This window comes from Streptosporangium sp. NPDC053982, from assembly GCF_055585205.1.
In genome coordinates this window covers 235,506-260,931 of the sequence record NZ_JBVJKQ010000004.1, presented here as the reverse complement: position 1 = coordinate 260,931, position 25,426 = coordinate 235,506, and the positions used below count along the sequence as shown (strand labels likewise).

Sequence of the window (25,426 nt, the reverse complement as noted above, 5' to 3'; positions counted from 1 at the left end):
GTGCGGGGAGGCGGGCCGTACGGCTCACATGACGGTGCGGGCGGTCCAGAGTTCGGGGAAGATCTGGCGCTGCATGCTGCGCTCCAGCCAGGCCAGGCCGTTGGACCCGCCGGATCCGGGCTTGGCGCCCATCGAGCGGCGCACCGCCATCACGTGGCGGTAGCGCCAGTCGGAGAACTTCTCGGCCAGATCGGTCAGCGCCTCGCCGAGCGGGGCGAGCGGCCCGCCGTACACCTCGACCCAGACGGCCTCGACCTCGGGGCTGGGCTCGTAGTCGGCGGCGTAGTCGCGCTCGACCGCCTCCCGCGGGACCGCGTGGCCCCGCCGGGCGAGGAAGGCGAGCACCGAGTCGTACAGGCTCGGCTCGGAGAGGGCCTTGACCAGCTCCCGGTAGGTCTCGGGGCTGCGGCGGTGCGGGCGGGTCAGGGCCTCGGACTTGTTGCCGAGCAGGAACTCCACGTGCCGGTAGGCCGCCGACTGGAAGCCCGACGCCTCGCCGAGCGCGTCGCGGAACCGGTTGAACTGCGCCGGGGTGAGCCAGCTCAGCGACGCCCAGGCGGCGTTGAGCGCCTCGAAGTGCCGGACGGAACGCCTGATCGTCGCGGTCACGGCGTCGGCGTCGTCCTCGTCGAGCTGGCGCTGGGCGAGCTGCCACTCCGCGCGCAGCAGGCCGAAGTACAGCTCCATCACCTGCGTGGTCACCAGGAACGCCAGTTCCTCGGGGGCGTCGGTGACGGTGCGCTGGAGCCGGTGCAGGATCGCCGTCCCGACGTAGTCGTCGTACGGCGTGGCGCTGTCGAAGGCGAGCGTGGGCAGGCCCTCGTTGGCGATGGACCGCAGTTCGCGGTCATGCTCGCTGAGCTGCCTGGTGGCGGTCATCGTGTACTCCTCGCATGTTTCCGATCCACTTCCATGGTGCTCCGGAGTCGCGTGTTGCGAAATAATCAACCAAAGGCGATGGGCGACTTCCGCCTTCGGAACGGAAGGCGTCCGGCCGGTTCGGTTTGCGACATGACGGAGTGTGACCGTGGACGCCATGGACTGGGCCCTGCTGGGCGAGCTGCAGCGGGACGCGCGGCTGTCCTACAGCGAGCTGGCCCGGCGGGTGCACATGTCGGCCCCGGCGGTGGCCGAGCGGGTGCGGCGGCTGGAGGAGACCGGGGTGATCATCGGCTACCACGCGCGGATCGATCCGGCGCTGGCCGGGCGCGGGGTGGCGGCGCTGATCAGGATGTCCTGCTACGGGCCGCGTTGCGTGCTGCGCGACGAGCAGGCGCTGACCTGGCCGGAGATCCTGGAGGTGCACCGGGTGACGGGCGACACCTGCTGCCTGCTGCGGGTGGCCGCCTCGTCGATGACGGCGTTCGAGGATCTGATCGACCGGCTCGCGCCGTACGGGCACCCGTCGAGCATGATGGTGCTCTCCAGCCCGGTCCCCTGGCGGCCCCTGACGCCGTAGGTCCCGCCCTCACGCCTCCGGGGGGAGGCCGCGGGAGGCGTGGCCGGGAGGGAGGACGCGGCCGGTGACGGCGCCGGCGGTGGCGCGCCAGATCGGGGAGGCGGCGTCGATGACGTCGAAGTGGCCGCCGGACATCTCCAGGTACGTCACGTCGTCCCCGGCGTCCTGGGCGGCGCGGGCGTAGCGGCGGCCCAGATCGAGGAGGTCGAGGTTGTCGCCCCCGCCCTGCACGACGAGCTGGGGGACGCCCAGGGGCAGCCGTTCCATCGGGCTCGCGTCGCGGTAGACCTCGGGTGCCTCGTCGGCCGTCCCGCCGAGGGCGGCCGCCACCGCGCCGTCCCCCAGGTCCCTGCGCTCGCCCTCCACGAGGTCCACGACGCCGGCCAGGGAGACGGCCAGGGTGATCCGGCGGTCGTCGGCGGCGGCGCGCAGGGCGAGCTGGCCGCCCGCCGAGTGGCCGATGACCACGACCGGTCCGGGGGCGTCCCCGGCGGCCAGTGCGACGCCGCGCGCCACGTCCTCGGTGGTCGCGGCCCAGCCGTGCAGGTCGGGGCGGCGGTACTCCAGGTTCCAGGTGGCGAAGCCGCGTCCGGCCAGGTCGACGCAGAGCGCGTCCATCAGGTCGGCGCCCCAGACGGAGCGCCAGTAGCCGCCGTGCATCAGCACCGCCACGGGCGCCCGCCCGGCGTCGCCGCCCTCCGGAAGGCGCACGTCGGCCCACTGGTCGGGGTGCTCACCGTAGGGGACCCGCCGGGCCGGCCACCGCAGCCGGTGTACGGCGTGCCTGATCGCCCAGGTCAGCCCGCCGACCCCGCGCCCGTACAGGTACGTCGCGCCGGGGCCCGAGGCGGGCGGGGGGAGCCGGTCGCCCGGCGCGGCCGGTTTGGTGAGGTCCACCCAGACGGCCCGCGGATGCCCGGCGAACAGGGCTCGCGCCTCGGGGTCGGGGCCGGGGACGGCGACCACCGGGCCGGGCGACTCCAGCGCCTCGCGGAAGGCGGCCAGGTCGGCCGCCGGCGACACCCTGCCCTGGACGCCGAGTGCGGCGAACTCACGGTCGGCCACCTCGGTGAGCAGCCGGAGGTCGGCTACCAGGGCGGGACCGGTGACCACGAGCACCTCGGAAGCGAAGATCATCCGCTTATTGTCCACTATCCACCGAATGGTCGTACGGGGATGCGTCCGGGATCCAGGCCGGAGGCGGGAACCGTCCGGCGTCGTCGGGGCGACCGGGCGAGCGGGCGACCACGAGGGGGATAACAACCCTTTTTTCACCCTGAACCCGGCTCGCGGCGTATTTCATGGTTTTTGGGGTGGTATCGGGGTGTCGGTCCCTAGCTTCTGGGACAGCTGAGGCATTAGCGTCTGCCCATGCGCCACGTTGAGATCTCCGGCAAGAGGCTCCGGCTGAGGGAAGTGACCGCCGCGGACGTGGACGCGTTCCATGCCGTGTACGGCGATCCCACCGCCACCGAGCACCTGCCGTTCGACCCGCGCACCCGCGAGGAGGTCGAGGAGATCGTCGCCGAGGCGACGGACGCCGCCGGCGTCGAGCCCCGGCGGCTGTACGTGCTCGCCGTGACCGAGACCGACCGTGACGACGCCATCGGCGTGGCCCGTCTGCGCATCGACGCCGACCACCCGCACAGCGCGGAGCTGAGCCTCGGTCTGCGGCCCGACCACTGGGGCCGCGGCATCGGCACCGACCTGATCCGGCTGATGCTCGCGTTCGGTTTCCGGGACCTGCGCCTGCACCGCGTCTGGGGCGCGCGCTCCCCCGCCAACACCGCGGCCCAGCTCGCGATGCTGGTCGCCGGGATGGTCGAGGAGGGCCGGATCAGGCACCACGTGCGGGCCCGGGGCGCCTGGCGCGACTCCGTGATCCACTCGGCCCTGGAGGACGAGTGGGAGGGGTACCGCGACGTCTGACCCGTCCCGCGCGGACCCCCGGCACGCACCCGCCGACCCGCGCGGCCCCGGGCACGCGTCCGCCGACCCGACCGAGTCCCCGGACGCGCATCCGCCGACCCGTCAGAGTCCCGGGCACGCACCCGCCGACCGCGGCCACGGTCCGTCGCCCACGGTCCGTGACCGTCCGGACCGGCCCCGACAGGAAACCGGATCCGGAGACGTCCGTACGGCCCGCATGCCGGAGGTCGTGACGGAATTGCTGCCATTTTCAATAACAAAGGTGGAGAAATACCCCTAGAGTCCGCCCCTGTGAGTGAGAGTTCCAGCCTCCCCGTACGCGGGCGCGCCGTACGGCCCTCCGGCCGGCACCGCAGACCCGTGCCCTCCCAGCTCCCACCCGAGGCACCCGCGCTGGTGCTCGCCACGCTCGGCGACGCGTCAGGCGTCGCCGCCGAGCTGGCGTCCATGATCCGGGTGGACAACCCACAGATCGAAGTACGCCTCGCCGGTCTCGGCGAGGACGGCAAGGAGCTGACCTCCGAGCTGGAGGCGGCGGCCCGCGAGCGTCCCGCGGACGGCGAGGCCGCCATCGTGGTTCCCCTGCTGACCGGCCCGCACCCGGTCGCCGACGGCGTGATCGCCGCGGCGGTCGCGGCGAGCGGGGCGGCGGTGCGGGTGACCGAGTCGCTCGGGCCGCACCCGCTGCTCGCCGAGGCGCTGCACATCCGCCTGGCCGAGAAGAACCTGGCCCGCGCGGACCGGATGCGGCTGCTCAACGTCGGAAGCCCCATCGACGCGGTCGTCCTCGCCACGGTCGGCGGTTCGAACGGGGCGGCCGAGGCCCAGCCGACGGCCGTCCTGCTGGCCTCACGGCTGACCCTCCCCGTGCTGGTCGCCTCCCTGGACGGCGGCCCGGACGTCGCCGCCGCGGCCGAGCGGCTCCGCGACGTCGGCGCCGGGCGCATCGCCCTCTCCCCCTGTCTCATCGGACCCGAGGCCGGACCCGGCCTGGCGGGCGACGCGGCGGCGCGGATCGGCGCCGAGTGCGCCGACCCGCTCGGCGCGCACGGCCTCATCGCCGACCTCGCCGCCCGTGCCTACGGAAGCGTCCTGGCCGAGGACGCCTGACGATCGGCGGCCGGGCACGGATACCGGCGATCGAGGACGGCCGGCGGCCGGGAGCCGCCGACGCCTGATGGCTTCACGCACGCGCCCCCTTCCGGCGCGGCCCCGCCGGAAGGGGGCGCACGGGACGGCCGGGAGGGGACGCGCGCGTGAAGCCGGGGGAGGCACCACGACTCCGGCGTCCCGCGTCCGGAGCCGGAACCCGCCGCCGTGCCGTACCCGTCCGGCCGGTCCCGGTCAGCCCGCGGCGCGTCTCGTCGCCGCCGCGTAGGACCGGAACATCTCCACGGACAGAGCGATGGCGGCGACGCCGAGGACGCCGTGATACCACCGCCAGCCCACGCCGATGCCGACGAACCCGTCCAGGACCATGATCCCGCCGCCGCCGAGGACGGCCAGCGTCATCGCGGCCAGCACGAGCAGCATCGGCGTTCTGGGCGCCCTGCGTCCCAGCGCCGTGACGGTGACGACGGCGACGCACGCGCCCAGCACGCCGGACGCGCTCGCCGTCCACTGCGCCAGGGCCGGATCGAGGAAGTAGCCCTCGGCCTCGGCCGCCGACACCGGCGGGCCGCCCGGGAACCCGAGCCGGGCCTGCAGGGCGAAGACGGCCTTCCCCGCGGCGTAGCCGAGCATCAGCAGCGCCATCGCGTACGCCGGCCATCGTCGCGGGCGATCGTGGTCAACCTCGGAACCAACCATGATCCGACCGTAGGACCGGCGGGGCGCCCGTCCCTCCCGTGCGCGGGGGAGGCTCCTCCCCCGTCCGGGGGAACGCCGCGGCCGGTGCGCGCCCTGACCGGTACCGGGAACCGGGCGCCCGGCGGGTCGGCCCAGCGTGCCGACGTGCGAGTTCGACCGATCTACAGGCGTGCCACACAGATGATCTATACCCTGAAGTGCTGACTTGTCAGACAGAGAGGGGCTTTTTGGCATGCGCCTGTTGAAAGCGACCGCTCTCCTGGTCACGGCGGCCCTGGCCTGCGCATGCGGGCCGGAGGATCAGCCGGTGCCCGGCACCCCGTCGGCCGCCGCCTCCAGCACCGCTCCCCCGGCGTCGCCCTCCGCCCCGGCTTCCGGCGCCACCTCCTCGGCGCCGCCCTCCGCCCCGGTCGCGGCGGCGGGAAGTCACGTGAGCGAGGGCATGGTCGGCGCCAACGCCACCAACCCGTTCAGGATCGAGGTGCGGGCCATCGAGCGGCACGCCGGGCTGACCGTGTTACGCATGGAGATCATGACCACCGCGACCTCCAACGCCATCGGCGACTTCGGCTACGGCATCCTGCCGGCCTCCTTCGCCAGGTTCAGGCTGCTCGACCCGGTCGGCAGGAAGGTGTACTTCACCCTGCGCGAGAACGACGGCGACGGCGAGGCCTTCGGCACCAGGCACCTCCCGCCCGCCGGCGCCTACCCCGATGACTTCGTGCCGGGCGTGCGCTACCCGGTCGAGGTCTACTTCCCGCCGCTTCCCGCCACCGCCGAGGCGGTGTCGATCGTGCCCGACATGCCGATGGGCCCGATGACCGGCATCCCGGTCACCGACGGAGGCGCCGAACCGGCCGCCCGTGAACGCGATTCCTCCGAGCCGAAGGCCGGCGACACGTTCCAGTGGCCCGTCGTCGTACCGAACGGGAAGATCTGGTCGGGCGTCTCCGACCTGAACGAACTGGTGGAGACGCCGGTGAGGAGCACCACGCAGGAGGGGGACAAGGAGACGATCGGCCTGCGCACCGACGTGCTGTTCGCCTTCGACGAAGCGCGTCTGAGCGCGAAGGCGGCGGCCGTACTCGATGACGTGGCCGAGGAGACCAGACGACGGGCCGACCCCGCCAAACCGCCCATCACGATCATCGGCCACACCGACGACAAGGGCGACGACGGCTACAACCAGACACTGTCGGTCAAGCGGGCCCGGGCCGTGCAGGAGTACCTGGCCGCCAGGCTCGGCACCGACTATCAGTACAAACCGGAAGGCAAGGGCGAGAGCGAGCCGATCGCCAAGAACCAGAAGAAGGACGGGAGCGACGATCCCGCGGGGCGGGCCAGAAACCGCCGCGTGGAGATCTCCTACTCCATCAAGCGGCAGGGCCCGGACGTGACCACCACCACGGGCCCGTCCACCGACCGGGTACGCGGCTCCACCGTGGCGCCGGCCCCCTTCCGCGCCGATCCGGGAGCGCGGGCGGCCGGTTTCACCTGGTCATTCCACAACCAGACGGACCAGCTCAAGGTGGACGTGCTGCCGCTCTATCGCGACGGCGCCTACGTGGTGGCCTCCTTCGACATCACCAAGGTCAACAAGGGCACGTTCATCCCGGTCCCCGCCCCCTTCTCCGGGTGGGACCACGAGTTCTCCTCCGGCTCCGATTTCGGCGCGTTCATCCTCGTCGATCCGGCCACCAAGGCGCGCTACCACCCGCTCAAGATGTACACGGAGTTCGTCGAGAACTACGTGCCCGCCCTGGAGGAGGGCGAGACCGGCAGAGCCTACGTCTACTACCCGGCCCCGCCCGACGACCGCACGAGCATCACGCTGGAGGTGCTGAACGGAGGCGCCTACCCGGGGATCCCCATCGGACGCTGACCGGCCGGCGGCCCCCCGCAGGCCGGTACGACGCCGGCCCCGGCTCCTTTGACGAGAGCGGCGGCGCATGGAGCCGCCATGCCGCCGCGAGGGCAGGACAACCGGCCCGGTGAACGACCGCCGGCTAGTCCTCCTCCAGCCAGACGTAGCCGGCGAAGCGGCCGGTCACGGCGTCGCGGCGGTGGGAGAACAGTTCGGGGCTCTCGATGGTGCAGCGCGTGTCGTGGGTGATCTCGCCGACGCCCGCCTTGGCGAGCTGCGAGTTGATCGCGGCCCGCAGGTCGAGGGCGGGGGTGTCGCGGCGGGTGATCGACCACGCCTCCGGGACGACCGCCGTGACCTCGGCGCGCATCTCCTCCGGCACCTCGTAGCAGCTCCCGCAGGCCATCGGGCCGATCAGGGCGGTCATCCGGCCCGGCTCGGCACCGTGCGCCGCCATCTCCGCCACCAGCGCCGGGACCACGCCCGAGACGGTGCCGGCCCGCCCGGAGTGCGCCGCGCCCACCAGGCCCGCCTCCGCATCGGCCAGCAGGACGGGCGCGCAGTCGGCGCACAGCGCGGTCAGGCCCAGGCCGGGGACGTCGGTGCAGACGCCGTCCAGCGGCGGCGGGTCGTCACCGAAGGGCTCGGTGACGTAGCGGACGTCGGCGCTGTGGACCTGCCGCATGAACACGACCCGCTCCAGCCCGAACTCCGCCGCCGTACGGGCCCGGTTGGCCGCGACCGACGCGGGGTCGTCCCCGCACGCGCCGCCGAGGTTGCGGGTGTCGTACGGCGCGGCGCTCACGCCTCCGTGACGGTCCGTGATCCTCATCTGAACGTTCACGGCCCCGACCTTACCTACCCGGCGGAACCCCTCCCCCTCCGCGTTCGTTTCACAGGCGGCGCGGACCTTCCGTTCCGCCGGTTCCCCCGACAGATCGCGAGGAAGCTCATGACGCAGATCGCGTACGACCGCAAGGAGCAGCTCCGCCAGATCGAGAGCGGCCTGATGCCCGGCGAGCAGATCATCGCCGTCTACGACGCCATCGGCACCGGCACCGGGTTCCTCGGCCTCACCGACAGGCGGGTGATCGTCCAGGACAAGTCGTTCGTGGGCAAGAAGATCGCCATCACGAGCATCCCCTACAGCAAGATCTCGGCCGTCAGCGTGGTGAGCAACAAGTCCCTCGCGGGCGGGTTCTTCTCCTCCGGCGCCATCGCGGTCCACGTGGGCACCCACACCTACGAGGTGGAGTTCCGCGGCGACGAGAAGGCCCACCACGCCCACAACGTCATCCTGAGCTTCATCAGCCGCTGAAGCCGCTGACCCGGCGTCGGCCCGGCGGCGGCCCGGCGGCGGCGACCGGCCGGCGCGGGTCCGTCGTCCGCTCGGCCGTCCCGGCCGTCCGCCCGGACCGCGCGGCGGCGCGGTCCGGGCCGGGACGACGTCGTCAGGGGGCGGCGACCGACCGGTACAGGTCCATCGTCCGCTCGGCGATCCTGGACCAGGAGAAGTGCTCCACGGCCCGCGCGCGCCCGGCCGCGCCCAGCTCGGCGGCCAGCTTCGGGTCGTCCAGCAGGCGGTTGACCCGCTCGGCGAGGTCGGCGGCGAACCGCTCGGGATCGTCGGGCGAGCCGTCGGCGGTGGACTGCGCGATCGGCACGAGCAGGCCCGTCGACCCGTCGGCCACGACCTCGGGGATGCCGCCGGTGGCGGTGGCCACCACGGCGGTCTCGCAGGCCATGGCCTCGAGGTTCACGATGCCCATCGGCTCGTAGACCGAGGGGCAGACGAACACCGTGGCGTGGGTCAGGATCTGGATCACCTCGGGGCGCGGGAGCATCTCCGAGATCCACACCACGCCCTCGCGCTCGCGTTCCAGCCCCCGGACCAGCCCGGTCACCTCCTCGGCGATCTCCGGGGTGTCCGGCGCGCCCGCGCAGAGCACGAGCTGGGCGTCGCGCCGCAGGCTCCGGGCCGCGTGCAGCAGGTGGACCAGCCCCTTCTGCCGGGTGATCCGGCCCACGAACACCACGTACGGCCGGGCCGGGTCGATGCCGTGCCTGGACAGGAAGCCGGTGTCGGCGTCGGGGGCGTACTGGGCGGTGTCGATCCCGTTGTGGATCACCCTGACCCTCTCCGGCGCCACCTCCGGATAGGCGGCCAGCACGTCGCGGCGCATCCCCTCCGAGACCGCGACGACCGCGTCGGCGCTCGCCAGCGCGCCGCGCTCGGCCCAGGACGACAGGGTGTAACCGCCGCCGAGCTGCTCGGCCTTCCACGGCCGCAGCGGCTCCAGGCTGTGGGTGGTCACCACGTGCGGGACGCCGTACAGCATCTTGGCGACATGACCGGCGAAGTTGGCGTACCAGGTGTGGCTGTGCACCAGGTCCGCGCCCTGGCAGGCCGCCGCCATCTCCAGATCGACGCCGAGGACCTGGAGGGCGGCGTTGGCCTCCTCCAGCCCGGCCGGCGTCCGGTAGGCCGCCACCCCCTCCTCGGTCCGGGGCGCCCCGAAGCAGCGCACCCGGACCTCGGCCAGCCTCCGCAGTTCGCGGGCGAGGTACTCGACATGGACACCGGCGCCGCCGTACACCTCTGGGGGATACTCGCGGCTCAGCAGATCAACGCGCATATGATCAGCGTAGTGTTTCATCCCTGTTCATCAGGTTAGGGTCGGGTGCATGAGAGTCCTCGCGATCGTCCTCGCCGGCGGCGAAGGCAAGCGGCTGATGCCACTCACGGCTGACCGGGCCAAGCCGGCGGTGCCGTTCGGGGGGATATACCGGCTCGTCGACTTCGTGCTGTCGAACCTCGCCAACGGCCAGTATCTGAAGATCGTGGTGCTGACGCAGTACAAGAGCCACAGCCTCGACCGGCACATCTCCCGTACCTGGCGGCTGTCGACCATGCTGGGCAACTACGTCACGCCCGTGCCCGCGCAGCAGCGGCTGGGCCCGCACTGGTTCTCCGGGTCCGCCGACGCGCTGTTCCAGAACCTGAACCTCATCTACGACGAGATGCCGGAGCACGTCATCGTGTTCGGCGCCGACCACATCTACCGGATGGACCCCCGGCAGATGGTGGAGCAGCACATCGACTCCGGCGCCGACGTGACGGTGGCGGCCATCCGGCAGCCGCTGTCGCTCGCCGACCAGTTCGGGGTGATCGAGGCCGACCCGGCCGGGCGGCGGATCGTCGCGTTCCGCGAGAAGCCCAAGGACGCGGTGGGGCTGCCCGACGCCCCCGACCAGGTGTACGCGTCGATGGGCAACTACGTCTTCAAGACCCAGGCGATGCTCGACGCGCTCCGCGAGGACGCGCTCGACCCCACCAGCAAGCACGACCTCGGCGGGAACATCATCCCGATGATGGTGAAGTCCGGCAGCGCCCAGGTGTACGACTTCGCCGACAACGTGGTGCCCGGCTCCACCGAGCGCGACCGGGGCTACTGGCGGGACGTCGGAACGCTCGACGCCTTCTACGAGGCCCACATGGACCTCATCTCGCCGCACCCGGTCTTCAACCTGTACAACCAGCAGTGGCCGATCTACACCTGGCACGACCCGCTCCCGCCGGCCAAGTTCGTCCACAACGAGGGCGACCGGGTCGGGCGGGCGATCGACTCCCTGGTGTCCGCCGGTGTGATCGTCTCCGGCGGCCTGGCGGACCACTCGATCCTCTCCCCCGGCGTGGTGCTGCACTCGCACTCGCGGGTGGAGGACTCGGTGCTGATGGACAACGTGAAGATCGGCCGGGGCGCCGTCGTCCGCAAGGCGATCATCGACAAGAACGTGGTCATCCCCGACGGAGCGCGGATCGGCTTCGACCCCGAGTACGACCGCAGCCGGTTCGCGGTCACCAGGAACGGGATCGTGGTCATCGGCAAGAACGAGATCATCGACCGCTGACGGGCGGCCTGGGAGCCGGGCCGCTGAACGGCGTCCGGACCGGGCCCCGGCCGCGTCGGCTGACCGGCGTCCCGGGTGCCGGGCCGCGCGCGGAGCGGCCCGGTGCCCGGAGGGGCGGATCAGTTGACGGAGGGCTTCTCCGGAAGCCGGTCGAGGATCGCCTGGAACATGGTCGCGTTGAACGCGGCCATCTCACCCATCCGCGTCTCCAGCCCGTTCATGCGCTCGTCGACGGCGGCGAACTTGGCGTTCATCTCCTCGCGGAGGAGATCGACCTTGGTGTCCAGCTTGGAGACCCTGGTGTCCAGCACGGAGACCCGATCGTCGAGCTTGGAGACGCGATCATCCAGCTTGGAGACGCGATCGTCGAGCTTGGAGACCCGATCATCCAGCTTGGAGACCCGATCATCCAGCTTGGAGACCCTGGTGTCCAGCACGGAGACCCGCTTGTCGAGCTTGGAGACCTGCTCACCGAGTTCGGAGACGCGGTCGCCCAGCATGGAGACCCTGGTGTCCAGCACGGAGACGCGCTTGTCCACTTTGGAGACCTTGTCGTCCAGCGTGGAGACCCGGTCGTCGAGCATGGTGACCCTGATGTCCAACCTGGCGATCTTGCCGTCCAGCTTGGACACGTGCGTGCCGAGATCGGAGACCTGCGTGCCGAGATCGGAGACACGCTTGTCGAGCGTGACGACCTGCGTGCCGAGATCGGAGACACGCTTGTCGAGCGTGACGACCTGCGTGCCGAGATCGGAGACACGCTTGTCCAGCGTGACGACCTGCGTGCCGAGCGTGGAGACCTTGGTACCGAGCTCGCCGACCCTGCGGTCGAGGCCCGTGACCCTGGTGTCGAGGCCGGTCACCACGGCCTTCAGCTCCCCGGTCTGGACACCTAGGTCGACGACCTTGTCGTCCAGGCCCTTGAACCAGTCGTCCACCCGCTTGATCCGCTCATCCGCCGTGTTCAGCTGGGCGTAGACGGGGTCCAGTGCCTCGTAGGCGCGCTGTGAGGCCGTGCGTCCGCACTCGGTGCTGAGCCTCCTGAAGTCGTTCTCCAGTCGGGTCACGCGGTCCTCCAACTTGCTCATGGTTCTTCTCCTCGGGGGATGGGTTCAGCGTAGGCGCGTCGCGCCGTCGAGGATCGGAGGCAGGGGACGAGTCCTCGTGGGGAACATCATGGAGGGTGATCAGCCGTCACGGGGCGTGTTCGGGGAACCGTTTCCGCAGGAAATCGGGGCAGGATGAGGAATCTCTCCCGGGGGCGGCGACACGCGGAACCAGGGATGCGAAAGGTTCTCCGAAACACCGATGTCGCTGAACATCCTCCGCGTCATCCGGCATCCTCGTGCCTTCCCCGCGAAAGTTCGTTCATGATTTTCCATTGACGGAGTGAGTACTCACTCCATAGATTGAGAGGCATGGAAACCACATCCCCCCGGCGCAGAGCGCCGGGAATGAGCCCCGAGCGGCGACGGGAGATGATCGTGCTCGCCGCCCTCCCGCTGGTCGCCGAGTACGGCACCGCCGTCACCACCAGCCAGATCGCCAGGACCGCCGGGATCGGCGAGGCCACGATCTTCCGGGTGTTCGCCGACAAGGACGAGCTGCTGGACGCCTGCGTGGCCGAGGCGCTCCGCCCCGACCACGTGCTGGAACAGCTCGCCGCCGTCCCGCTCGACCAGCCGCTCGCCGTCCGCCTGACCGAGGCGGCCGAGGCCATGCGGGCCCACATGACGCGGATCGGCACGGTCCTCGGCGCCCTGCACGCCTCGGGCCACCGGTCGTCCCACGACCGGCGCCCCTCCCCCGCCGGGGACCGTACGAATGCACCGGCCGACGACACGGGCGGGGACCGTACGGACGCACCGGCCGGTGCCGCGAGCCGGGAACCCGCCGACGGGACGGCCGCCGGCCGGCCGGGCGGGCCGCACGCCCCGGGCGGCCGGGAGGCGTCCCTCCGGCGGACCCGCGAGGCGCTGACCGAGCTGTTCGAGCCGGACCGCGAGGCGCTGCGCCTTCCCCCGGAACGGCTGGCCGCGCTGTTCATGGACCTGACGTTCGCCGGGAGCAGGCGACCGGCCGGCGACACCGCGCCGGACGTCGCCGAACTCGTGGACGTGTTCGTGCACGGCGCGCTGGCCCGCCCGGACTCCACCGAGAGGACCGCGAGATGACCGCCGCCCCGAACCGTCGAGGCTCCGCCGAGGAGGGCCCGAAGTGACCGTCACGTTGAACCACACCATCGTCCCCGCCTGCGACAACGAGCGTGCGGCCCGGTTCTTCGCCGACGTCATGGGCCTTGCGTGCCTGCCCCCGGCCGGGATGCGCGGCCACTTCGCGCCCGTCCGGGTCAACGACTCCCTCACCCTCGACTACATGACCGTCGAGGACCCCGAGGGACACCACCTGGCCTTCGATGTGGACCCGGCCACGTTCGACGCGGTCCTGTCCCGGCTCCGGGAGCGCGGCGTGCCGTACGGCAGCCACCCCGCCGACCCCGCCAACGGCCGTGTCGATCATCCGCTGTGCCCGCGCGGCCTGTTCTTCCGCGACGACTCCGGCAACCTCTACGAGGTCATGTCCCCCGAGTAGGCGTCGCCGGAGAAGCCGTCCGAGACGCCGTCGGGGACTTCCTCCGAGGCTCCGTTCGAGAGGCCGCCGGGGACATCACCGGAGACACCCTCCGAGGCTCGGTCCGGGCCGCCGCCGGAGACGCCGTCCCGGGCATCGCCGGGGACGGCGCCGGGTCCCGGCGGGGTCCAGGTGAAGCGGGGCGGGCGGCGTTCCAGGAAGGCGGCGATCCCTTCCGCGGACTCCTCGCGCGCGGCCCGCTGCCATTCGCGGACCCGCGCCTCACCGGCCCGGCCCTCCACGATCTCCTTGGCGGCGGCCAGGGTCAGCCGGGAGTTGGCGGCCAGGGTCCTGGCCAGGCCGTACACCCGTCCGGCCAGCTCGCCGGGGGCGACGACCTCGTCCACCAGGCCGGTGCGCAGCGCCCGGCCTGCGTCGATGAGCTCGGCGGAGTAGAGCAGGAACTTGGCGGCGGACGGTCCGACGAGGTCCACCAGGCGGCGGGTGGAACTGACCGGGTAGACGATCCCGAGCCTGGCCGGGGTGACGCCGAAGCGGCTGCCCTCGGCGGCCACCCGCAGGTCGCAGGCGACGGCGAGCTGGCAGCCGCCGCCGACGCAGAACCCCTCGATCATCGCGATCACCGGCTTGGGGAAGGCGGTCAGCGCCCGTTCGGCGGCGACGGTGAGCCCGGTGTCGTCGTCGCCGTCGGCCAGACCGGCGATCTCGGAGATGTCCGCCCCCGAGCAGAAGGTGCCGCCCGCGCCGGTCAGCACGAGGACCCGCACGCCGGGGTCGGCGGCCAGCGGCGCGAGCAGGTCCGGCAGCGCCCGCCACATGGCCGCGCTCATCGCGTTGCGCCTCTCGGGCCGGTCGATCCGGAGGGTGGCGACATGGTCGCCGGTGGTCAGCTGGAAACCATCGGATATCCGCACGTGTGAATTCTCCCGGGACGTTCCCCGGTCATGACGGTGCGGGGCCGCGCCGGGCCGCCAGGCCGCGTAGGGGCCCACCGTACGGCCAGGCCCGCCGTGCCGGGAGGCCGCCGTACGGGGCCCGGGGCCGCGGCCGGTCAGGCGGCGCGGTCGTCCACCCGGAAGCGGGGCAGCGAGTCAGGGTACTTCTCCTGGATGAACCTGACCATGTGCTCGCGGATGTCGCACTTGAGGTCCCAGGCGCTGGGCGAGTCGGCGGCGCTCATCAGCGCCCGCAGTTCCACCAGGCCGTTGGGCAGGGTGTCGACGACCTGGAGGACCCAGTCCTTCTGGTCCCACAACGGATGCTCGCGCAGGACGTGGTACAGCTCGGTGCGCAGTTCGTCCACCGGGACCGACCAGTCGACGCGGAGCATCACCGCGCCGATCACCCGGCTGCTGTGGCGGGTCCAGTTCTCGAAGGGGTTGGTGGTGAAGTAGGAGACCGGCAGCACCAGCCTGCGCTCGTCCCACAGGTGCAGCACCACGTAGGTGAGGCTGAGCTCCTCGATGCGGCCCCACTCGTCCTCGACCACCACGACGTCGTCGAGCCGGAGCGCGTCGCTGAAGGCGAGCTGCAGCCCGGCGAGCATGTTGCCCAGGGTCGACTGGGCGGCGACGCCGACGATCACACCGGCGATTCCGGCGGAGGCCAGCAGACCGGCGCCGAGCGCGCGCACCTGGGGGAAGGTGAAGAGCATCGCGCCCAGCGCCACCACGATGATCACCGCGGAGGCCACCCGGCGGACCAGGGTGATCTGGGTGCGGATGCGGCGGGCCCGCCGGTTGCGCTCGCCCTGGACGGTCACCAGCCGGTCCAGCACCACGTCGGTGACCGCGTAGGCGGCCTCGATGACCAGCCAGGAGACGACGCCGATCATGGCCAGGCTGAGCACCTGCTCGATGCCGTCGGCGAACGATCCCTCGGCCATGCTCGGAACGTAGACCGTCTTGGCGGCCGCCACGATCGCCGTGGTCAGGGCGGGCCAGGCGCAGCGGTGCACGAGCGGACCGGCGAGGACCCATCTCTCGCCGATCAGCCGTGACCGCAGCACGCGGCGCACCACCTCCACCGCGGCGGCGGCGGCGAGCACCGTGATGAGCATGATGATCCATCTGGACAAGATCGGCTTTCCTCCCGTCGTCGGTCCCCCATGGGGGTTGCCCGCGGGCCCGCCGCGTATTCAGAAGGCTTCGTCGAATGTGACGTTCCCCTCAACGGCTATCTGGTAGGCCGAAACCCGCCGCTCGAAGAAGTTGGCGAGTTCCTGTACGTCCTGCAGTTCCATGAAGGCGAAGGGGTTGGCGGTGCCGTACCGGACGGGCAACCCGAGCCGGACCAGGCGCTGGTCGGCCACGTACTCAAGGTACTGCCGCATCCGCTCCGCCTCCATTCCGGGCAGCCCGTCGCCGCACAGGTCGGCGGCGAAGGCCAGCTCGGCGGCCACCGCCTCCTCCAGCATCCGGGTGACCTGCTCACCCAGCTCGTCGTCGAACAGTCCGGGCTCCTCGGCCCGTACGGTGTCCACCACGGAGAAGGCGAACTCCATGTGCATGGACTCGTCGCGGAACACCCAGTTCGTGCCGGTGGCCAGGCCGCCCAGCAGGCCGCGGGAGCGGAACCAGTAGACGTAGGCGAAGGCGCCGTAGAAGAACAGCCCCTCGATGCACGCCGCGAAGCAGATCAGGTTGAGCAGGAACGCCCGCCGGTCCTCGCGCGTCTCCAGGCGGTCCAGCCCGCCGAGAGAGTCGATCCACCGGAAGCAGAACTCGGCCTTGTCCCGGATCGAGGGGATGTGCTCGACCGCGGCGAAGGCGCGCACCCGCTCGTCGTGGTCGGGCAGGTAGGTGTCCAGCAGGGTCAGGTAGAACTGGACGTGCACCGCCTCCTCGAAGAGCTGCCTGCTGAGGTACAGCCGCGCCTCGGGGGCGTTGACGTGCCGGTAGAGGTTGAGGACCAGGTTGTTGGCCACGATCGAGTCGCCGGTGGCGAAGAAGGCGACGAGCCGGTTGATCAGGTGGCGTTCCTCGGCCGTCATCCTGGCGAGATCGGGCAGGTCGGAGGAGAGGTCCACCTCCTCGACGGTCCAGGTGTTGCGGATCGCGGCGCGGTAGCGCTCGTAGAAGTCCGGGTAGCGCATGGGGCGCAGCGTGAGGTCCATTCCGGGGTCGAGCAGCATCGGGAGAGCCCTCCGTGGGTTCCGGGTGAAGAGGTTCGGGTGGGACGAGGAGCCGGGGCGGTCCCTACTGGCAGGCCTCGCAGTACTCGGGGTTCTCCAGCGAGCAGGCGACGGCCTCCGGAACGGAGGCGTCGGAGGCGGCGGCGCGGGCCACGGTGGTCTGCGCGATCCGGGTCGCCGGGCGGGACCGCAGGTAGTAGGTCGTCTTCAGACCGCGCTTCCAGGCGTAGGCGTACATCGAGGAGAGCTTGCCGATGGTCGGCGTGGCCATGAAGAGGTTCAGCGACTGCGACTGGTCGATGTACGGCATGCGCGCGGCGGCCAGGTCGATGAGCGCCTTCTGCGGCAGTTCCCAGGCGGTGCGGTAGAGCGCCTTCAGGTCGCCGGGGACGCCGGGGACGTCCTGGACCGAGCCGTCGGCCCGCTTGATCGCGTCGCGGACCTGCGGGGTCCACAGGCCGCGCTCGGTGAGGTCGCGGACCAGGTAGCGGTTGACCTGGAGGAACTCCCCCGAGAGGGTCTCGCGCTTGAAGACGTTGGAGACCTGTGGCTCGATGCACTCGTAGCAGCCGGCGATGGAGGCGATGGTCGCGGTGGGCGCGATCGCGACCATGAGCGAGTTGCGCAGACCCGTCCCGGCGATCCTGGCCCGCAGCGCCGCCCACTCCGCCGACCGCCCGGCGTCGTAGTGGTCGGGGTGCAGCACGCCGCGGGCGGCGCGGGTCTCGTCGTAGGAGGGGTGGCGGCCCCGCTCGACGGCCAGGTCGGAGGAGGTGGCGTAGGCGGCGAGCGCGATCTCCTCGGAGATCCGGGTGGACAGCTCCAGCGCCTCCGGGGAGTCGAACGGCAGCCGCAGCGTGAAGAACACGTCGGCCAGGCCCATCACGCCCAGCCCGATCGGCCGCCACCTGCGGTTGGCGGCCTCGGCCTCGGGGGTCGGGTAGAAGCCCAGGTCGATCGTGCGGTCCAGGAACCGTACGGCGGTGCGGACGGTGGAGCGCAGCCGCTCCCAGTCCATCCGCCCGCCGTCGAGGTGGGCGGCCAGGTTGATCGACCCGAGGTTGCACACGGCGGTCTCGGCGTCGCCGGTGACCTCCAGGATCTCGGTGCAGAGGTTCGACAGGTGGATGACGTTCCCGGGGAGGGCCGTCTGGTTGGAGGTGCGGTTGGCGGCGTCCTTGAAGGTCATCCAGCCGTTGCCGGTCTGGGCGAGGGTGCGCATCATCCGGCCGTACAAGGCGCGGGCCGGGACCTGGCGGACGTACCGGCCCTCGGCCTCGGCGGCGCGGTAGGCCGCGTCGAACGCCTCGCCGTACAGGTCGGTGAGGTACGGGACCTCCTTGGGGTCGAACAGCGACCAGGTGCCGTCGGCCTCGACGCGGCGCATGAACTCGTCGGGGATCCAGTTGGCGAGGTTGAGGTTGTGCGTGCGGCGTGACTCCTCACCGGTGTTGTCGCGCAGCTCCAGGAAGTCCTCGATGTCGGCGTGCCAGGTCTCCAGGTAGACGCAGGCCGCGCCCTTGCGGCGGCCGCCCTGGTTGACCGCGGCGACGCTCGAGTTCAGGGTGCGCAGCCACGGCACGACGCCGTTGGAGTGGCCGTTGGTGCCGCGGATCAGCGAGCCGCGCGAGCGGATCCGGGTCCAGGAGACGCCGATGCCCCCGGCGTACTTCGACAGCCGCGCGATCTGCCCGTACCGCTCGTAGATCGCCTCCAGCTCGTCGCGGGGCGAGTCGAGCAGGAAGCAGGAGGACAGCTGGGGGCGGCGGGAGCCGGAGTTGAACAGGGTGGGCGAGCTGGGCAGGTAGGACAGGGTGGACATGAGGCGGTACAGCTCGGCGGCCTCCTCCACCGTCTCCGACAGGCCGCACGCCACCCGCAGGAAGAAGTGCTGCGGGCGCTCCAGCACGCCGCGGGTCTCGGGGTGGCGCAGCAGGTAGCGGTCGTAGACCGTGCGCAGGCCGAAGTACTCGAACCGGGCGTCGGCGGCGTCGTCGACGAGGGCGTCCAGCTCGGCGGCGTGCGCCGCGACGAAGGCGGCCAAGCCGTCCTGCAGCAGCCCGGCGGCGTGGGCGGCGGCGACGGACCCGGCGAAGGTCCGCACGCCGTGGGCGGCGGCCTCGTCGGCGATCAGCCCGGCCAGCAGGCCGGCGGCGACCCTGGAGTTCTCCGGATCGGCGACCACCCGGGCGGCGGCCTCCTCGATGGCCAGCCGGCGGCCGGCCAGATCCTCGCGTGCCTGCCCGGTCCCCTCGGCCGTCTCGGCTGCCTCGGTCACGATCGGTGCCACGTGCTTCCTCCTGGCGTGCTCGGTGCTCTTCCCGTAGGGCTCCCGCCGGGTCAAGGGCACGCGTCGGAGAACGGTTCGCGGGCATGCCGGACCGCCTCGTCCGCGGGCCCACCCTCGAGGCCCTGGACATCTGTGCCGGGAGAGGCGGCCGCGCCGCGCGCCCCGGGCCGCCTCACGCGGCCCCGGCGCCCGGCCCGGTCCCCTTCTCCCGTCTTTCCCGTCACCGGCAGGTCTTCGGACTCACGGGCGCCTGGCGCATGCCTACTGGCCGTCGCTTCCCGGGCACATGGCCCAGTGCTCCTGACGGCGGTCGTTCCCGTTCACCGCTGCGGGGCAGCCCCGGATTCGCACCGGGTTCCCTCTTGCCTCGCCTCCACGCGGAAGGCGAGCCGGCAACGACGAGGATCCTACATGTAGTGGCTTCGGACGCAACTACCCCAACAGGTTGTGGCGAAGGCTTTGAGCAAACCGAGATCACGGAGCACGTCACGGGCCCGGCCGGTCTCGCCGGACAGCCACTGGCGGAAGTCGTCGCCGCTGAGGTAGATCCGGCTCCAGCCCCCGGCCTCGCACAGGGACCGCCAGCGCGGCGAGGCGTCGAGGGCGTCGCACAGGGCCACGGCCCGGTCCCGGTCGTCCGGGCTCATGCCCCGCGGGCCGAACACCCCGCACCAGTCGGTGTACTCCAGCCGGACGTCCATCTCCATCAGCGTCGGCGCGTCGATCCCGGGGAGCCGCTCGGCGGAGGAGACCACCAGCGGCCGCAGGCGACCGGCGGCGATCTCGCGTGTGAAGGAGCGCGCCGAGCCCAGGATCGCGCCCACCCGGCCGTCGCGGAGCGCCTCGACGGCGTCGGCGGCGGCGGGGTATCCCGCGTACTGCAGCAGCCTGGCGTCCGCCCCGAGGCATTTGGCGATCATGCCGTAGAGCACGTGGTCGGAGCCGCCCTCCAGGCGCCCGCCCATCACCAGCCCGCCCGGGTCGCGGCGCAGCAGCGCGGCGAGGTCCTCGAAGGAGCGCAGGCGGGAGCCGGGCAGAACGATCAGGGCCGCCCAGTCGCCGGCCAGCCGGGCCAGCGGGGTGGTGGAGTCGACCACGGCGGCGGTGTCGGCGATCTCCGCCCCGGCCACCGCGGGCATCCCGGCGAGGAGCAGCCTCCCATCTCGGGAGAACGGCTCGCGGGAGAGCGGGTCGCGGGCGGACCGCTCACGGGACGCCGTCCCGGACGGCGCCCCGGACCGCGACCCGTACGGTGTCCCGTAGGGCGCCCCATGGGAGGCGAGCGCCTCCAGGGCGACGCCCGCCGCGCCACCCGGACGGTTCTCCACCCCGGCCGCCCGCACCAGCCCCTCGGCGCCCGCGACGGCCGCCATGCCGCGGGCGAGGGGATCCCAGTCGTGCCCGCGGGCGGCGGGCACGATGAGGGTCAGCATGGCCGTGAACGGCCTGTCCGGACCGCCGCAGCCGCCGCAGCAGCCGAGGACGGCGAGCCCGGCGGCGAACGAGAAGAACCGCCTGCGGTGCACGACGCGCCCTCCCCCCGAGACCCCCGATACCTCAGGTTACACCTATGTCACTTTCTGTGACATATGGCGGCCTCGCCGGGAGGAGGGACGGCAGGCTCACTCCACGGTGACGCTCTTGGCGAGGTTACGGGGCTTGTCGACGTCGCGGCCCAGCGCCACGGCGGCGTGGTAGGCCAGCAGCTGGAGCGGGATCGTCAGCAGGATCGGGTCCAGCTCGATCTCGTTCTTCGGCACCACCACGCAGTCGTCGGCCAGCTTCGGGTCCGCCGTACGGTGCCCGACCATGAGCACCCGGCCGCCGCGCGCCCGGATCTCGCCCAGGGTGGTGAGGTTCTTGTCCAGCAGCTCGTCGTCGGGGACGATCGCCACGGTCGGCGTCTCCGGGCCGATCAGCGCCAGCGGCCCGTGCTTGAGCTCGCTGGCCGGGTAGGCCTCGGCGTGCACGTAGGAGATCTCCTTGAGCTTCTGCGCGCCCTCGCGGGCCACCGGGTAGCCGCGGACCCGGCCCACGAACATCATGCTCGCCGTGTCGGCGTACTTGGCCGCCAGCTCCTTGATCTGCGGCTCCAGCGCGAGGATCTCCTCGATCTGGCCGGGCAGCCGCCGCAGGCCCTCGCAGACGCGGCGGCCGTCGGCCGGGGACAGGTCGCGCACCCGGCCCAGGTGCAGCGCGAGCAGCGCGAACGCCACCGCGGTCGAGGTGAACGCCTTGGTGCTGGCCACCGACACCTCGGGACCCGCGTGCAGGTACAGGCCGCCGTCGCACTCGCGGGCGATCGCGCTGCCCACGGTGTTGACGATGCCGAGCACCCGCCCGCCCTTGCGCTTGAGCTCCTGGACGGCGGCGAGGGTGTCGTAGGTCTCCCCCGACTGGCTGATCGCCACGTACAGGGTGTCGGGCTCCACCACGGGGCTGCGGTAGCGGAACTCGCTGGCCGGCTCGGCGTCGGCCGGGATGCGCGCCAGCTCCTCGATGAGCTGGGCGCCGATCTGGCCGGAGTAGTAGGCGGACCCGCAGCCGATGATCTTCACGCGGCGGAACGACCGGCTCTCCCGCGCGTCCATGTTGAGGCCGCCCAGGTGGGCGATGTGGAAGCGGTCGTCGAGGCGGCCGCGCAGCGTGCGGGCCACCGTCTCGGGCTGCTCGGAGATCTCCTTGAGCAGGTAGTGCTCGTAGCCGCCGGTGTCGTAGTGCCCGGCCTCCCAGTCGACGGTCAGCGGCTCCTTGGCGGTCTCCCGCGCGTCGCCGCCGAAGGTGGTGAAGCCGTCGGCCCGCAGCACAGCGAGCTCGCCGTCCTCCAGGTGGACCACCTGGCGGGTGTAGCGGACCAGGGCCGCGACGTCGGAGGCGGCGAACATCTCCTTCTCGCCGATGCCCAGCACGATCGGGCTGCCGTTGCGGGCCACGACCACCTCACCGGGCCGCCGGGCGTCGATCACCGCGATGCCGTAGGTGCCGACGATCCGCTTGAGCGCGGTGCGGACCGCCTCCTCCAGCGAGTCGGACTCCTCGACGGTGCGGGCGATCAGATGCGCCAGCACCTCGGTGTCGGTCTCGGAGACGAAGACCGCGCCGTCGGCCTCCAGTTTGGCGCGCAGCTCGTCGGCGTTCTCGATGACGCCGTTGTGCACGACCGCGACGCGCTCGTCGGTGGAAAGGTGGGGGTGGGCGTTGGCGTCGCTGGGCGCGCCATGGGTGGCCCAGCGGGTGTGCCCGATGCCCAGGGTGCCCTTGAAACGCGCGGGCACCACGGCGGCCAGGTCGCCCACCCGGCCCTTGACCTTGCGCGTCTTCAGGCCCCTGTTGGAGACCACCAGCCCCGCCGAGTCGTAGCCGCGATACTCCAGCCGCGCGAGGCCCTCCAGAAGAATCGGCGCCGCGTCCTTCGGCCCCACATAGGCCACGATCCCGCACATGTGTCGCACTCCTTACCCGTAGACGATCCGGCGCAGCTGGCGCAGGGTGAGCTGGGGTGCCGCGACACGGCGGGCGGGCAGCTCTGCGGCGATCCGGGGGAAGATCTGGTCGTTGACCATCCCCTTGGCCTTGAGCTCGGCGTGACGACGCCGGACGAACTCCTCGACGGGCTCGGAGAAGTAGGCCAGCACGTCCGCCACGACCCGCGCCGCCTCGCCCGGACCGAGGGAGCTCGTCCGGACCAGATGGGTAATCAGCTCCTCATGGTGCTGCCATGCCGTGGCCACAGGGCAGGACCATACGCATAACCAACGTCAATTACCAATTTTCCTGCCCGCTTCCGGGCAGAGATCCCCCCTTATGCCGTACGACGCCCGCACCCTGGGACGGTGAGTAGTCTCTCATAACGCTGGGTAGTCAACTGGCCGGAGGAACACCATGCGCCGTCTGACGGGCCCCACCGTCTTTGCCGCCCTGACCCTGCTGGCCCCGCCCCCTCCCGCGGGAGCCTCGTCCCCGGCCGGCCGCCAGGCGGCCTTCGCCCAGGCCGCGCTGAGGTACGGCGTGCCGGAGAGCGTGCTGCTGGCGGTCTCCTACCTGGAGTCCCGGTGGGACACCCACAACGGCCTGCCCAGCGTGTCGGCGGGGTACGGCCCGATGCACCTGGTCGACCCCTCCGCGGGCGTCCCGGCCGGCGCGCGCCCCGCACGTCCGTCCGGCGGCGCGGGCCCCTCGGGAGACACGGGAGACGCGGGAGACACTGTCCGGAACACCACCGGACCCTCCGGCGGCGCGGCCCGGGACACCGCGCGGCCCTCCGGGGGCACGGTCCGGGAGGCCGCCGGGGGCGAGCGGACCGCCGTGCCGCCGGCCGTACCGCCCGCCGACACCCTGCACCGGGCCGCGGAGCTGACCGGTCTCGCCCCCGCCGAGCTCCGGCGTGACCCCTCCGCCAACATCCTGGGCGGCGCCGCGCTGCTGGCCGACCACCAGCGGCGCGCCAGCGCGCGGCCCGGGGCGGACCCGGCGGGCTGGTACGGCGCGGTCGCCCGCTACTCCGGCGCCACGGACGCCGGGACCGCGGCGATGTTCGCCGACGAGGTGTACGCGACGATCCGCTCCGGCGCCGCACGGGTGACCGACGACGGTGAGCGGGTGGTCCTGCCCGCCGACCCCTCCGCCGCGCCGGAACGGGGGCCCGGGGAGACCGGGCTGCCCGCCGCGACGGCGGCCGCCGCCCCCGACTGCCCGCCCGCCCTGGCCTGCGAGTGGATCCCGGCCGCCTACCGGCGGCTGAAGAAGGGCGGACACGGCAACCACGACCGCTACCCGGGGACCCGCCCGATCGACTACATCGTCATCCACGACGGGGAGTCGCCCTACGACGTCATGACCCGGCTGGTCAAGGACCCCACGTACGTGAGCTGGCACTTCACCCTGCGATCGAGCGACGGCCACATCGCCCAGCACCTGCGGGCCGGAGACGTCGGCTGGCACGCGGGCAACTGGTACTTCAACTCCCGCTCCATCGGCCTGGAGCACGAGGGCTACCTCGCCAGGGGGGGCGCCTGGTACACCGAGGCGATGTACCGGGCCTCGGCCCGCCTGGTCCGCTACCTCGCCCGCAAGTACGACGTCCCCTTAGACCGGGCGCACATCCTCGGCCACGACAACGTGCCCGGAGCCACCCCGGCGACCGTGCAGGGCATGCACGAGGACCCCGGCCCCTACTGGGACTGGGACCACTACTTCACGCTGCTCGGCAGCCCGCTGACCGGCGTACGCGGCCGGGAGGTCTCCCTCGTCTCGGCGGCGGCCGCGTCACGCCCGGCGCACGCGGCACGCTCGGTGATGATCAAGCCCGACTACGCCGCCAACACGTCCTTCTTCAGCGGCTGCACCAAGTCGGGCCGGTGCCGCCGCGGGTCCGGCACGGTCTGGCTGCACGTCCGCCCCTCCCCCGCCTCACCGCTGGTCCGCGACGCCGGCAAGCACCCCACCGGGGAGTCCACCTACAGCGTGTACGACCACGCGGGGCGGGCCTCCACCGGCCAGCGCTACGCCTTCGCCGGCCGCCGGGGCGACTGGACCGCTATCTGGTACCTCGGGCAGCGGGCCTGGTTCTACGACCCGGCGGGCGCCCGCAGGTCCGTGCCCGCCTCCGGCCCCCTGGTGACGCCCCGCCCGGGCCTCGCCTCCGTCAAGGTGTACGGCAGGGCCTACCCGGAGGCCTCGGCCTACCCGCCGGGCATACCGGTGCAGCAGCCGGCCCCCCTGCAGTACACCCTCCCGGCCGGGCAGTTCTACAGCCTCGGCCTGACCTGCCGCGCGTCCTATTTCCACACGGGCGGATTCTCCCCGGCGTCCCACCGCGTCGTCACGGGCCGGACGCGCTACCACCAGATCCAGTTCGGCCACCGGGTCATGTTCGTCAGGGCGGCGGACGTCACGGTGGTTCCCGGCTGAGGAGCCGCACCCGGCCGGGAGATCATGCTCAGCCGGGAGCCACGCCCGGCCGAGGAGCCGTACCCGATGCGCGGGGAGGCCGGTGACGCCCGGCCGAGGGCCGCCCGGACCCCCTTCCCGTCCCCCGATCGACCCCTGGTTGTCCCCGGGTTGCGCGCGAGCACGCTCCGGAGGCGCTAGAGTTTTCTCGTGCCCCGGTCGACAGGCCGGGGAGCACGCGGAAGTGGCTCAGTGGTAGAGCATCACCTTGCCAAGGTGAGGGTCGCGGGTTCGAATCCCGTCTTCCGCTCGGCGGACCCCCCGGGGTCCGGCTGGTGGAGTGGCCGAGAGGCGAGGCAACGGCCTGCAAAGCCGTGTACACGGGTTCAAATCCCGTCTCCACCTCGGCGCACGGACGCCGGACCCGTGAGGATCCGGTAAAGTGGCGCACGTGCCCCGGTCGACAGGCCGGGGAGCACGCGGAAGTGGCTCAGTGGTAGAGCATCACCTTGCCAAGGTGAGGGTCGCGGGTTCGAATCCCGTCTTCCG

Annotated in this window: 22 protein-coding genes, 3 tRNA genes and 1 riboswitch; of the genes, 12 read left to right on the top strand and 13 right to left on the bottom strand. The window is 72.1% G+C overall.

Annotation, left to right across the window (positions count from 1 at the left end):
* Positions 1-24 precede the first annotated feature (24 nt).
* Entirely contained in the window at positions 25-879 is an 855-nt protein-coding gene (locus ACZ6W9_RS08640; protein WP_389969459.1) for a tryptophan 2,3-dioxygenase, read from the bottom strand.
* Between the two features lie 157 nt (positions 880-1,036).
* On the opposite strand from ACZ6W9_RS08640, the gene ACZ6W9_RS08635 reads away from it, so the two are divergent.
* A complete protein-coding gene (locus ACZ6W9_RS08635; RefSeq protein ID WP_470117193.1) occupies positions 1,037-1,459 on the top strand; it encodes an Lrp/AsnC family transcriptional regulator in 423 nt (140 codons plus the stop codon).
* Between the two features lie 9 nt (positions 1,460-1,468).
* Here ACZ6W9_RS08635 and ACZ6W9_RS08630 read toward each other — a convergent pair whose 3' ends face one another.
* Positions 1,469-2,596 carry an alpha/beta hydrolase gene (locus tag ACZ6W9_RS08630; RefSeq protein ID WP_389969457.1) on the bottom strand — a complete coding sequence of 376 codons (1,128 nt, stop codon included), beginning with the start codon at positions 2,594-2,596 and terminating at the stop codon, positions 1,469-1,471.
* A 234-nt stretch (positions 2,597-2,830) separates the two neighbouring features.
* On the opposite strand from ACZ6W9_RS08630, the gene ACZ6W9_RS08625 reads away from it, so the two are divergent.
* Both ACZ6W9_RS08625 and ACZ6W9_RS08620 read left to right on the top strand, forming a co-directional pair.
* Entirely contained in the window at positions 2,831-3,388 is a 558-nt protein-coding gene (locus tag ACZ6W9_RS08625) for a GNAT family N-acetyltransferase (protein WP_389969455.1), read from the top strand.
* A gap of 291 nt (positions 3,389-3,679) precedes the next feature.
* On the top strand, positions 3,680-4,498 hold the full coding sequence (locus tag ACZ6W9_RS08620) for a sirohydrochlorin chelatase (RefSeq protein WP_389969453.1): 819 nt from the start codon (positions 3,680-3,682) through the stop codon (positions 4,496-4,498).
* Between the two features lie 234 nt (positions 4,499-4,732).
* Here ACZ6W9_RS08620 and ACZ6W9_RS08615 read toward each other — a convergent pair whose 3' ends face one another.
* Positions 4,733-5,197 (bottom strand): hypothetical protein, encoded by a 465-nt coding sequence (locus ACZ6W9_RS08615; protein ID WP_470117023.1) that lies wholly within the window; start codon positions 5,195-5,197, stop codon positions 4,733-4,735.
* A gap of 232 nt (positions 5,198-5,429) precedes the next feature.
* Here ACZ6W9_RS08615 and ACZ6W9_RS08610 point away from each other — a divergent pair, with 232 nt between their 5' ends.
* Positions 5,430-7,079 (top strand): OmpA family protein, encoded by a 1,650-nt coding sequence (locus ACZ6W9_RS08610; protein WP_470117021.1) that lies wholly within the window; start codon positions 5,430-5,432, stop codon positions 7,077-7,079.
* Between the two features lie 124 nt (positions 7,080-7,203).
* Here ACZ6W9_RS08610 and pgeF read toward each other — a convergent pair whose 3' ends face one another.
* Positions 7,204-7,893, bottom strand: a complete 690-nt coding sequence (gene pgeF, locus ACZ6W9_RS08605) for a peptidoglycan editing factor PgeF (protein WP_389969582.1) — start codon at positions 7,891-7,893, stop codon at positions 7,204-7,206.
* A gap of 120 nt (positions 7,894-8,013) precedes the next feature.
* On the opposite strand from pgeF, the gene ACZ6W9_RS08600 reads away from it, so the two are divergent.
* Positions 8,014-8,379 (top strand): PH domain-containing protein, encoded by a 366-nt coding sequence (locus ACZ6W9_RS08600; RefSeq protein WP_179827625.1) that lies wholly within the window; start codon positions 8,014-8,016, stop codon positions 8,377-8,379.
* Positions 8,380-8,512: 133 nt separating this feature from the next.
* Here ACZ6W9_RS08600 and glgA read toward each other — a convergent pair whose 3' ends face one another.
* Positions 8,513-9,697: a glycogen synthase gene (gene glgA, locus ACZ6W9_RS08595; RefSeq protein ID WP_389969447.1), complete on the bottom strand. Its 1,185-nt coding sequence runs from the start codon at positions 9,695-9,697 to the stop codon at positions 8,513-8,515.
* Positions 9,698-9,746: 49 nt separating this feature from the next.
* On the opposite strand from glgA, the gene glgC reads away from it, so the two are divergent.
* Complete coding sequence (gene glgC, locus ACZ6W9_RS08590; protein ID WP_389969445.1) at positions 9,747-10,973, top strand: glucose-1-phosphate adenylyltransferase; 1,227 nt, start codon at positions 9,747-9,749, stop codon at positions 10,971-10,973.
* Between the two features lie 119 nt (positions 10,974-11,092).
* On the opposite strand, the gene ACZ6W9_RS08585 is transcribed toward glgC, so the two are convergent.
* Entirely contained in the window at positions 11,093-12,061 is a 969-nt protein-coding gene (locus tag ACZ6W9_RS08585; RefSeq protein WP_470117018.1) for a hypothetical protein, read from the bottom strand.
* A gap of 330 nt (positions 12,062-12,391) precedes the next feature.
* On the opposite strand from ACZ6W9_RS08585, the gene ACZ6W9_RS08580 reads away from it, so the two are divergent.
* Positions 12,392-13,147 carry a TetR/AcrR family transcriptional regulator gene (locus ACZ6W9_RS08580; protein WP_389969441.1) on the top strand — a complete coding sequence of 252 codons (756 nt, stop codon included), beginning with the start codon at positions 12,392-12,394 and terminating at the stop codon, positions 13,145-13,147.
* Positions 13,148-13,190: 43 nt separating this feature from the next.
* The gene (locus ACZ6W9_RS08575; protein WP_389969439.1) at positions 13,191-13,565 is read left to right on the top strand and encodes a VOC family protein; all 375 of its coding nucleotides are present in this window, start codon (positions 13,191-13,193) and stop codon (positions 13,563-13,565) included.
* Here the strand turns inward: ACZ6W9_RS08575 and ACZ6W9_RS08570 are convergent.
* The 7 genes from ACZ6W9_RS08570 to ACZ6W9_RS08540 form a co-directional block, all read right to left on the bottom strand.
* Positions 13,541-14,479 carry an enoyl-CoA hydratase/isomerase family protein gene (locus ACZ6W9_RS08570; RefSeq protein ID WP_389969437.1) on the bottom strand — a complete coding sequence of 313 codons (939 nt, stop codon included), beginning with the start codon at positions 14,477-14,479 and terminating at the stop codon, positions 13,541-13,543. The genes ACZ6W9_RS08575 and ACZ6W9_RS08570 overlap by 25 nt on opposite strands.
* A 137-nt stretch (positions 14,480-14,616) precedes the next feature.
* On the bottom strand, positions 14,617-15,642 hold the full coding sequence (locus ACZ6W9_RS08565; protein ID WP_389969435.1) for a mechanosensitive ion channel family protein: 1,026 nt from the start codon (positions 15,640-15,642) through the stop codon (positions 14,617-14,619).
* Positions 15,643-15,702: 60 nt separating this feature from the next.
* Entirely contained in the window at positions 15,703-16,698 is a 996-nt protein-coding gene (locus ACZ6W9_RS08560; protein WP_362936334.1) for a ribonucleotide-diphosphate reductase subunit beta, read from the bottom strand.
* A gap of 64 nt (positions 16,699-16,762) precedes the next feature.
* On the bottom strand, positions 16,763-18,988 hold the full coding sequence (locus ACZ6W9_RS08555) for a ribonucleoside-diphosphate reductase subunit alpha (protein WP_470117015.1): 2,226 nt from the start codon (positions 18,986-18,988) through the stop codon (positions 16,763-16,765).
* Between the two features lie 208 nt (positions 18,989-19,196).
* A riboswitch (cobalamin riboswitch) is annotated at positions 19,197-19,397 on the bottom strand.
* On the bottom strand, positions 19,396-20,514 hold the full coding sequence (locus ACZ6W9_RS08550) for a Bug family tripartite tricarboxylate transporter substrate binding protein (protein WP_470117014.1): 1,119 nt from the start codon (positions 20,512-20,514) through the stop codon (positions 19,396-19,398). It overlaps the preceding riboswitch by 2 nt.
* Positions 20,515-20,610: 96 nt before the next feature.
* A complete protein-coding gene (glmS, locus tag ACZ6W9_RS08545) occupies positions 20,611-22,431 on the bottom strand; it encodes a glutamine--fructose-6-phosphate transaminase (isomerizing) (protein ID WP_389969429.1) in 1,821 nt (606 codons plus the stop codon).
* A 12-nt stretch (positions 22,432-22,443) separates the two neighbouring features.
* Positions 22,444-22,719: a hypothetical protein gene (locus tag ACZ6W9_RS08540; protein WP_470117012.1), complete on the bottom strand. Its 276-nt coding sequence runs from the start codon at positions 22,717-22,719 to the stop codon at positions 22,444-22,446.
* 151 nt (positions 22,720-22,870) lie between these two features.
* On the opposite strand from ACZ6W9_RS08540, the gene ACZ6W9_RS08535 reads away from it, so the two are divergent.
* The 4 genes from ACZ6W9_RS08535 to ACZ6W9_RS08520 all read left to right on the top strand — a co-directional run bounded on the left by ACZ6W9_RS08535 (position 22,871) and on the right by ACZ6W9_RS08520 (position 25,426).
* Positions 22,871-24,898, top strand: coding sequence for an N-acetylmuramoyl-L-alanine amidase (locus ACZ6W9_RS08535; protein ID WP_470117010.1), 2,028 nt, complete (start codon positions 22,871-22,873; stop codon positions 24,896-24,898).
* Positions 24,899-25,115: 217 nt separating this feature from the next.
* A tRNA-Gly gene (locus ACZ6W9_RS08530) sits at positions 25,116-25,187 on the top strand.
* Positions 25,188-25,211: 24 nt separating this feature from the next.
* A tRNA-Cys gene (locus ACZ6W9_RS08525) sits at positions 25,212-25,282 on the top strand.
* Between the two features lie 74 nt (positions 25,283-25,356).
* Positions 25,357-25,426 (top strand) — tRNA-Gly (locus ACZ6W9_RS08520).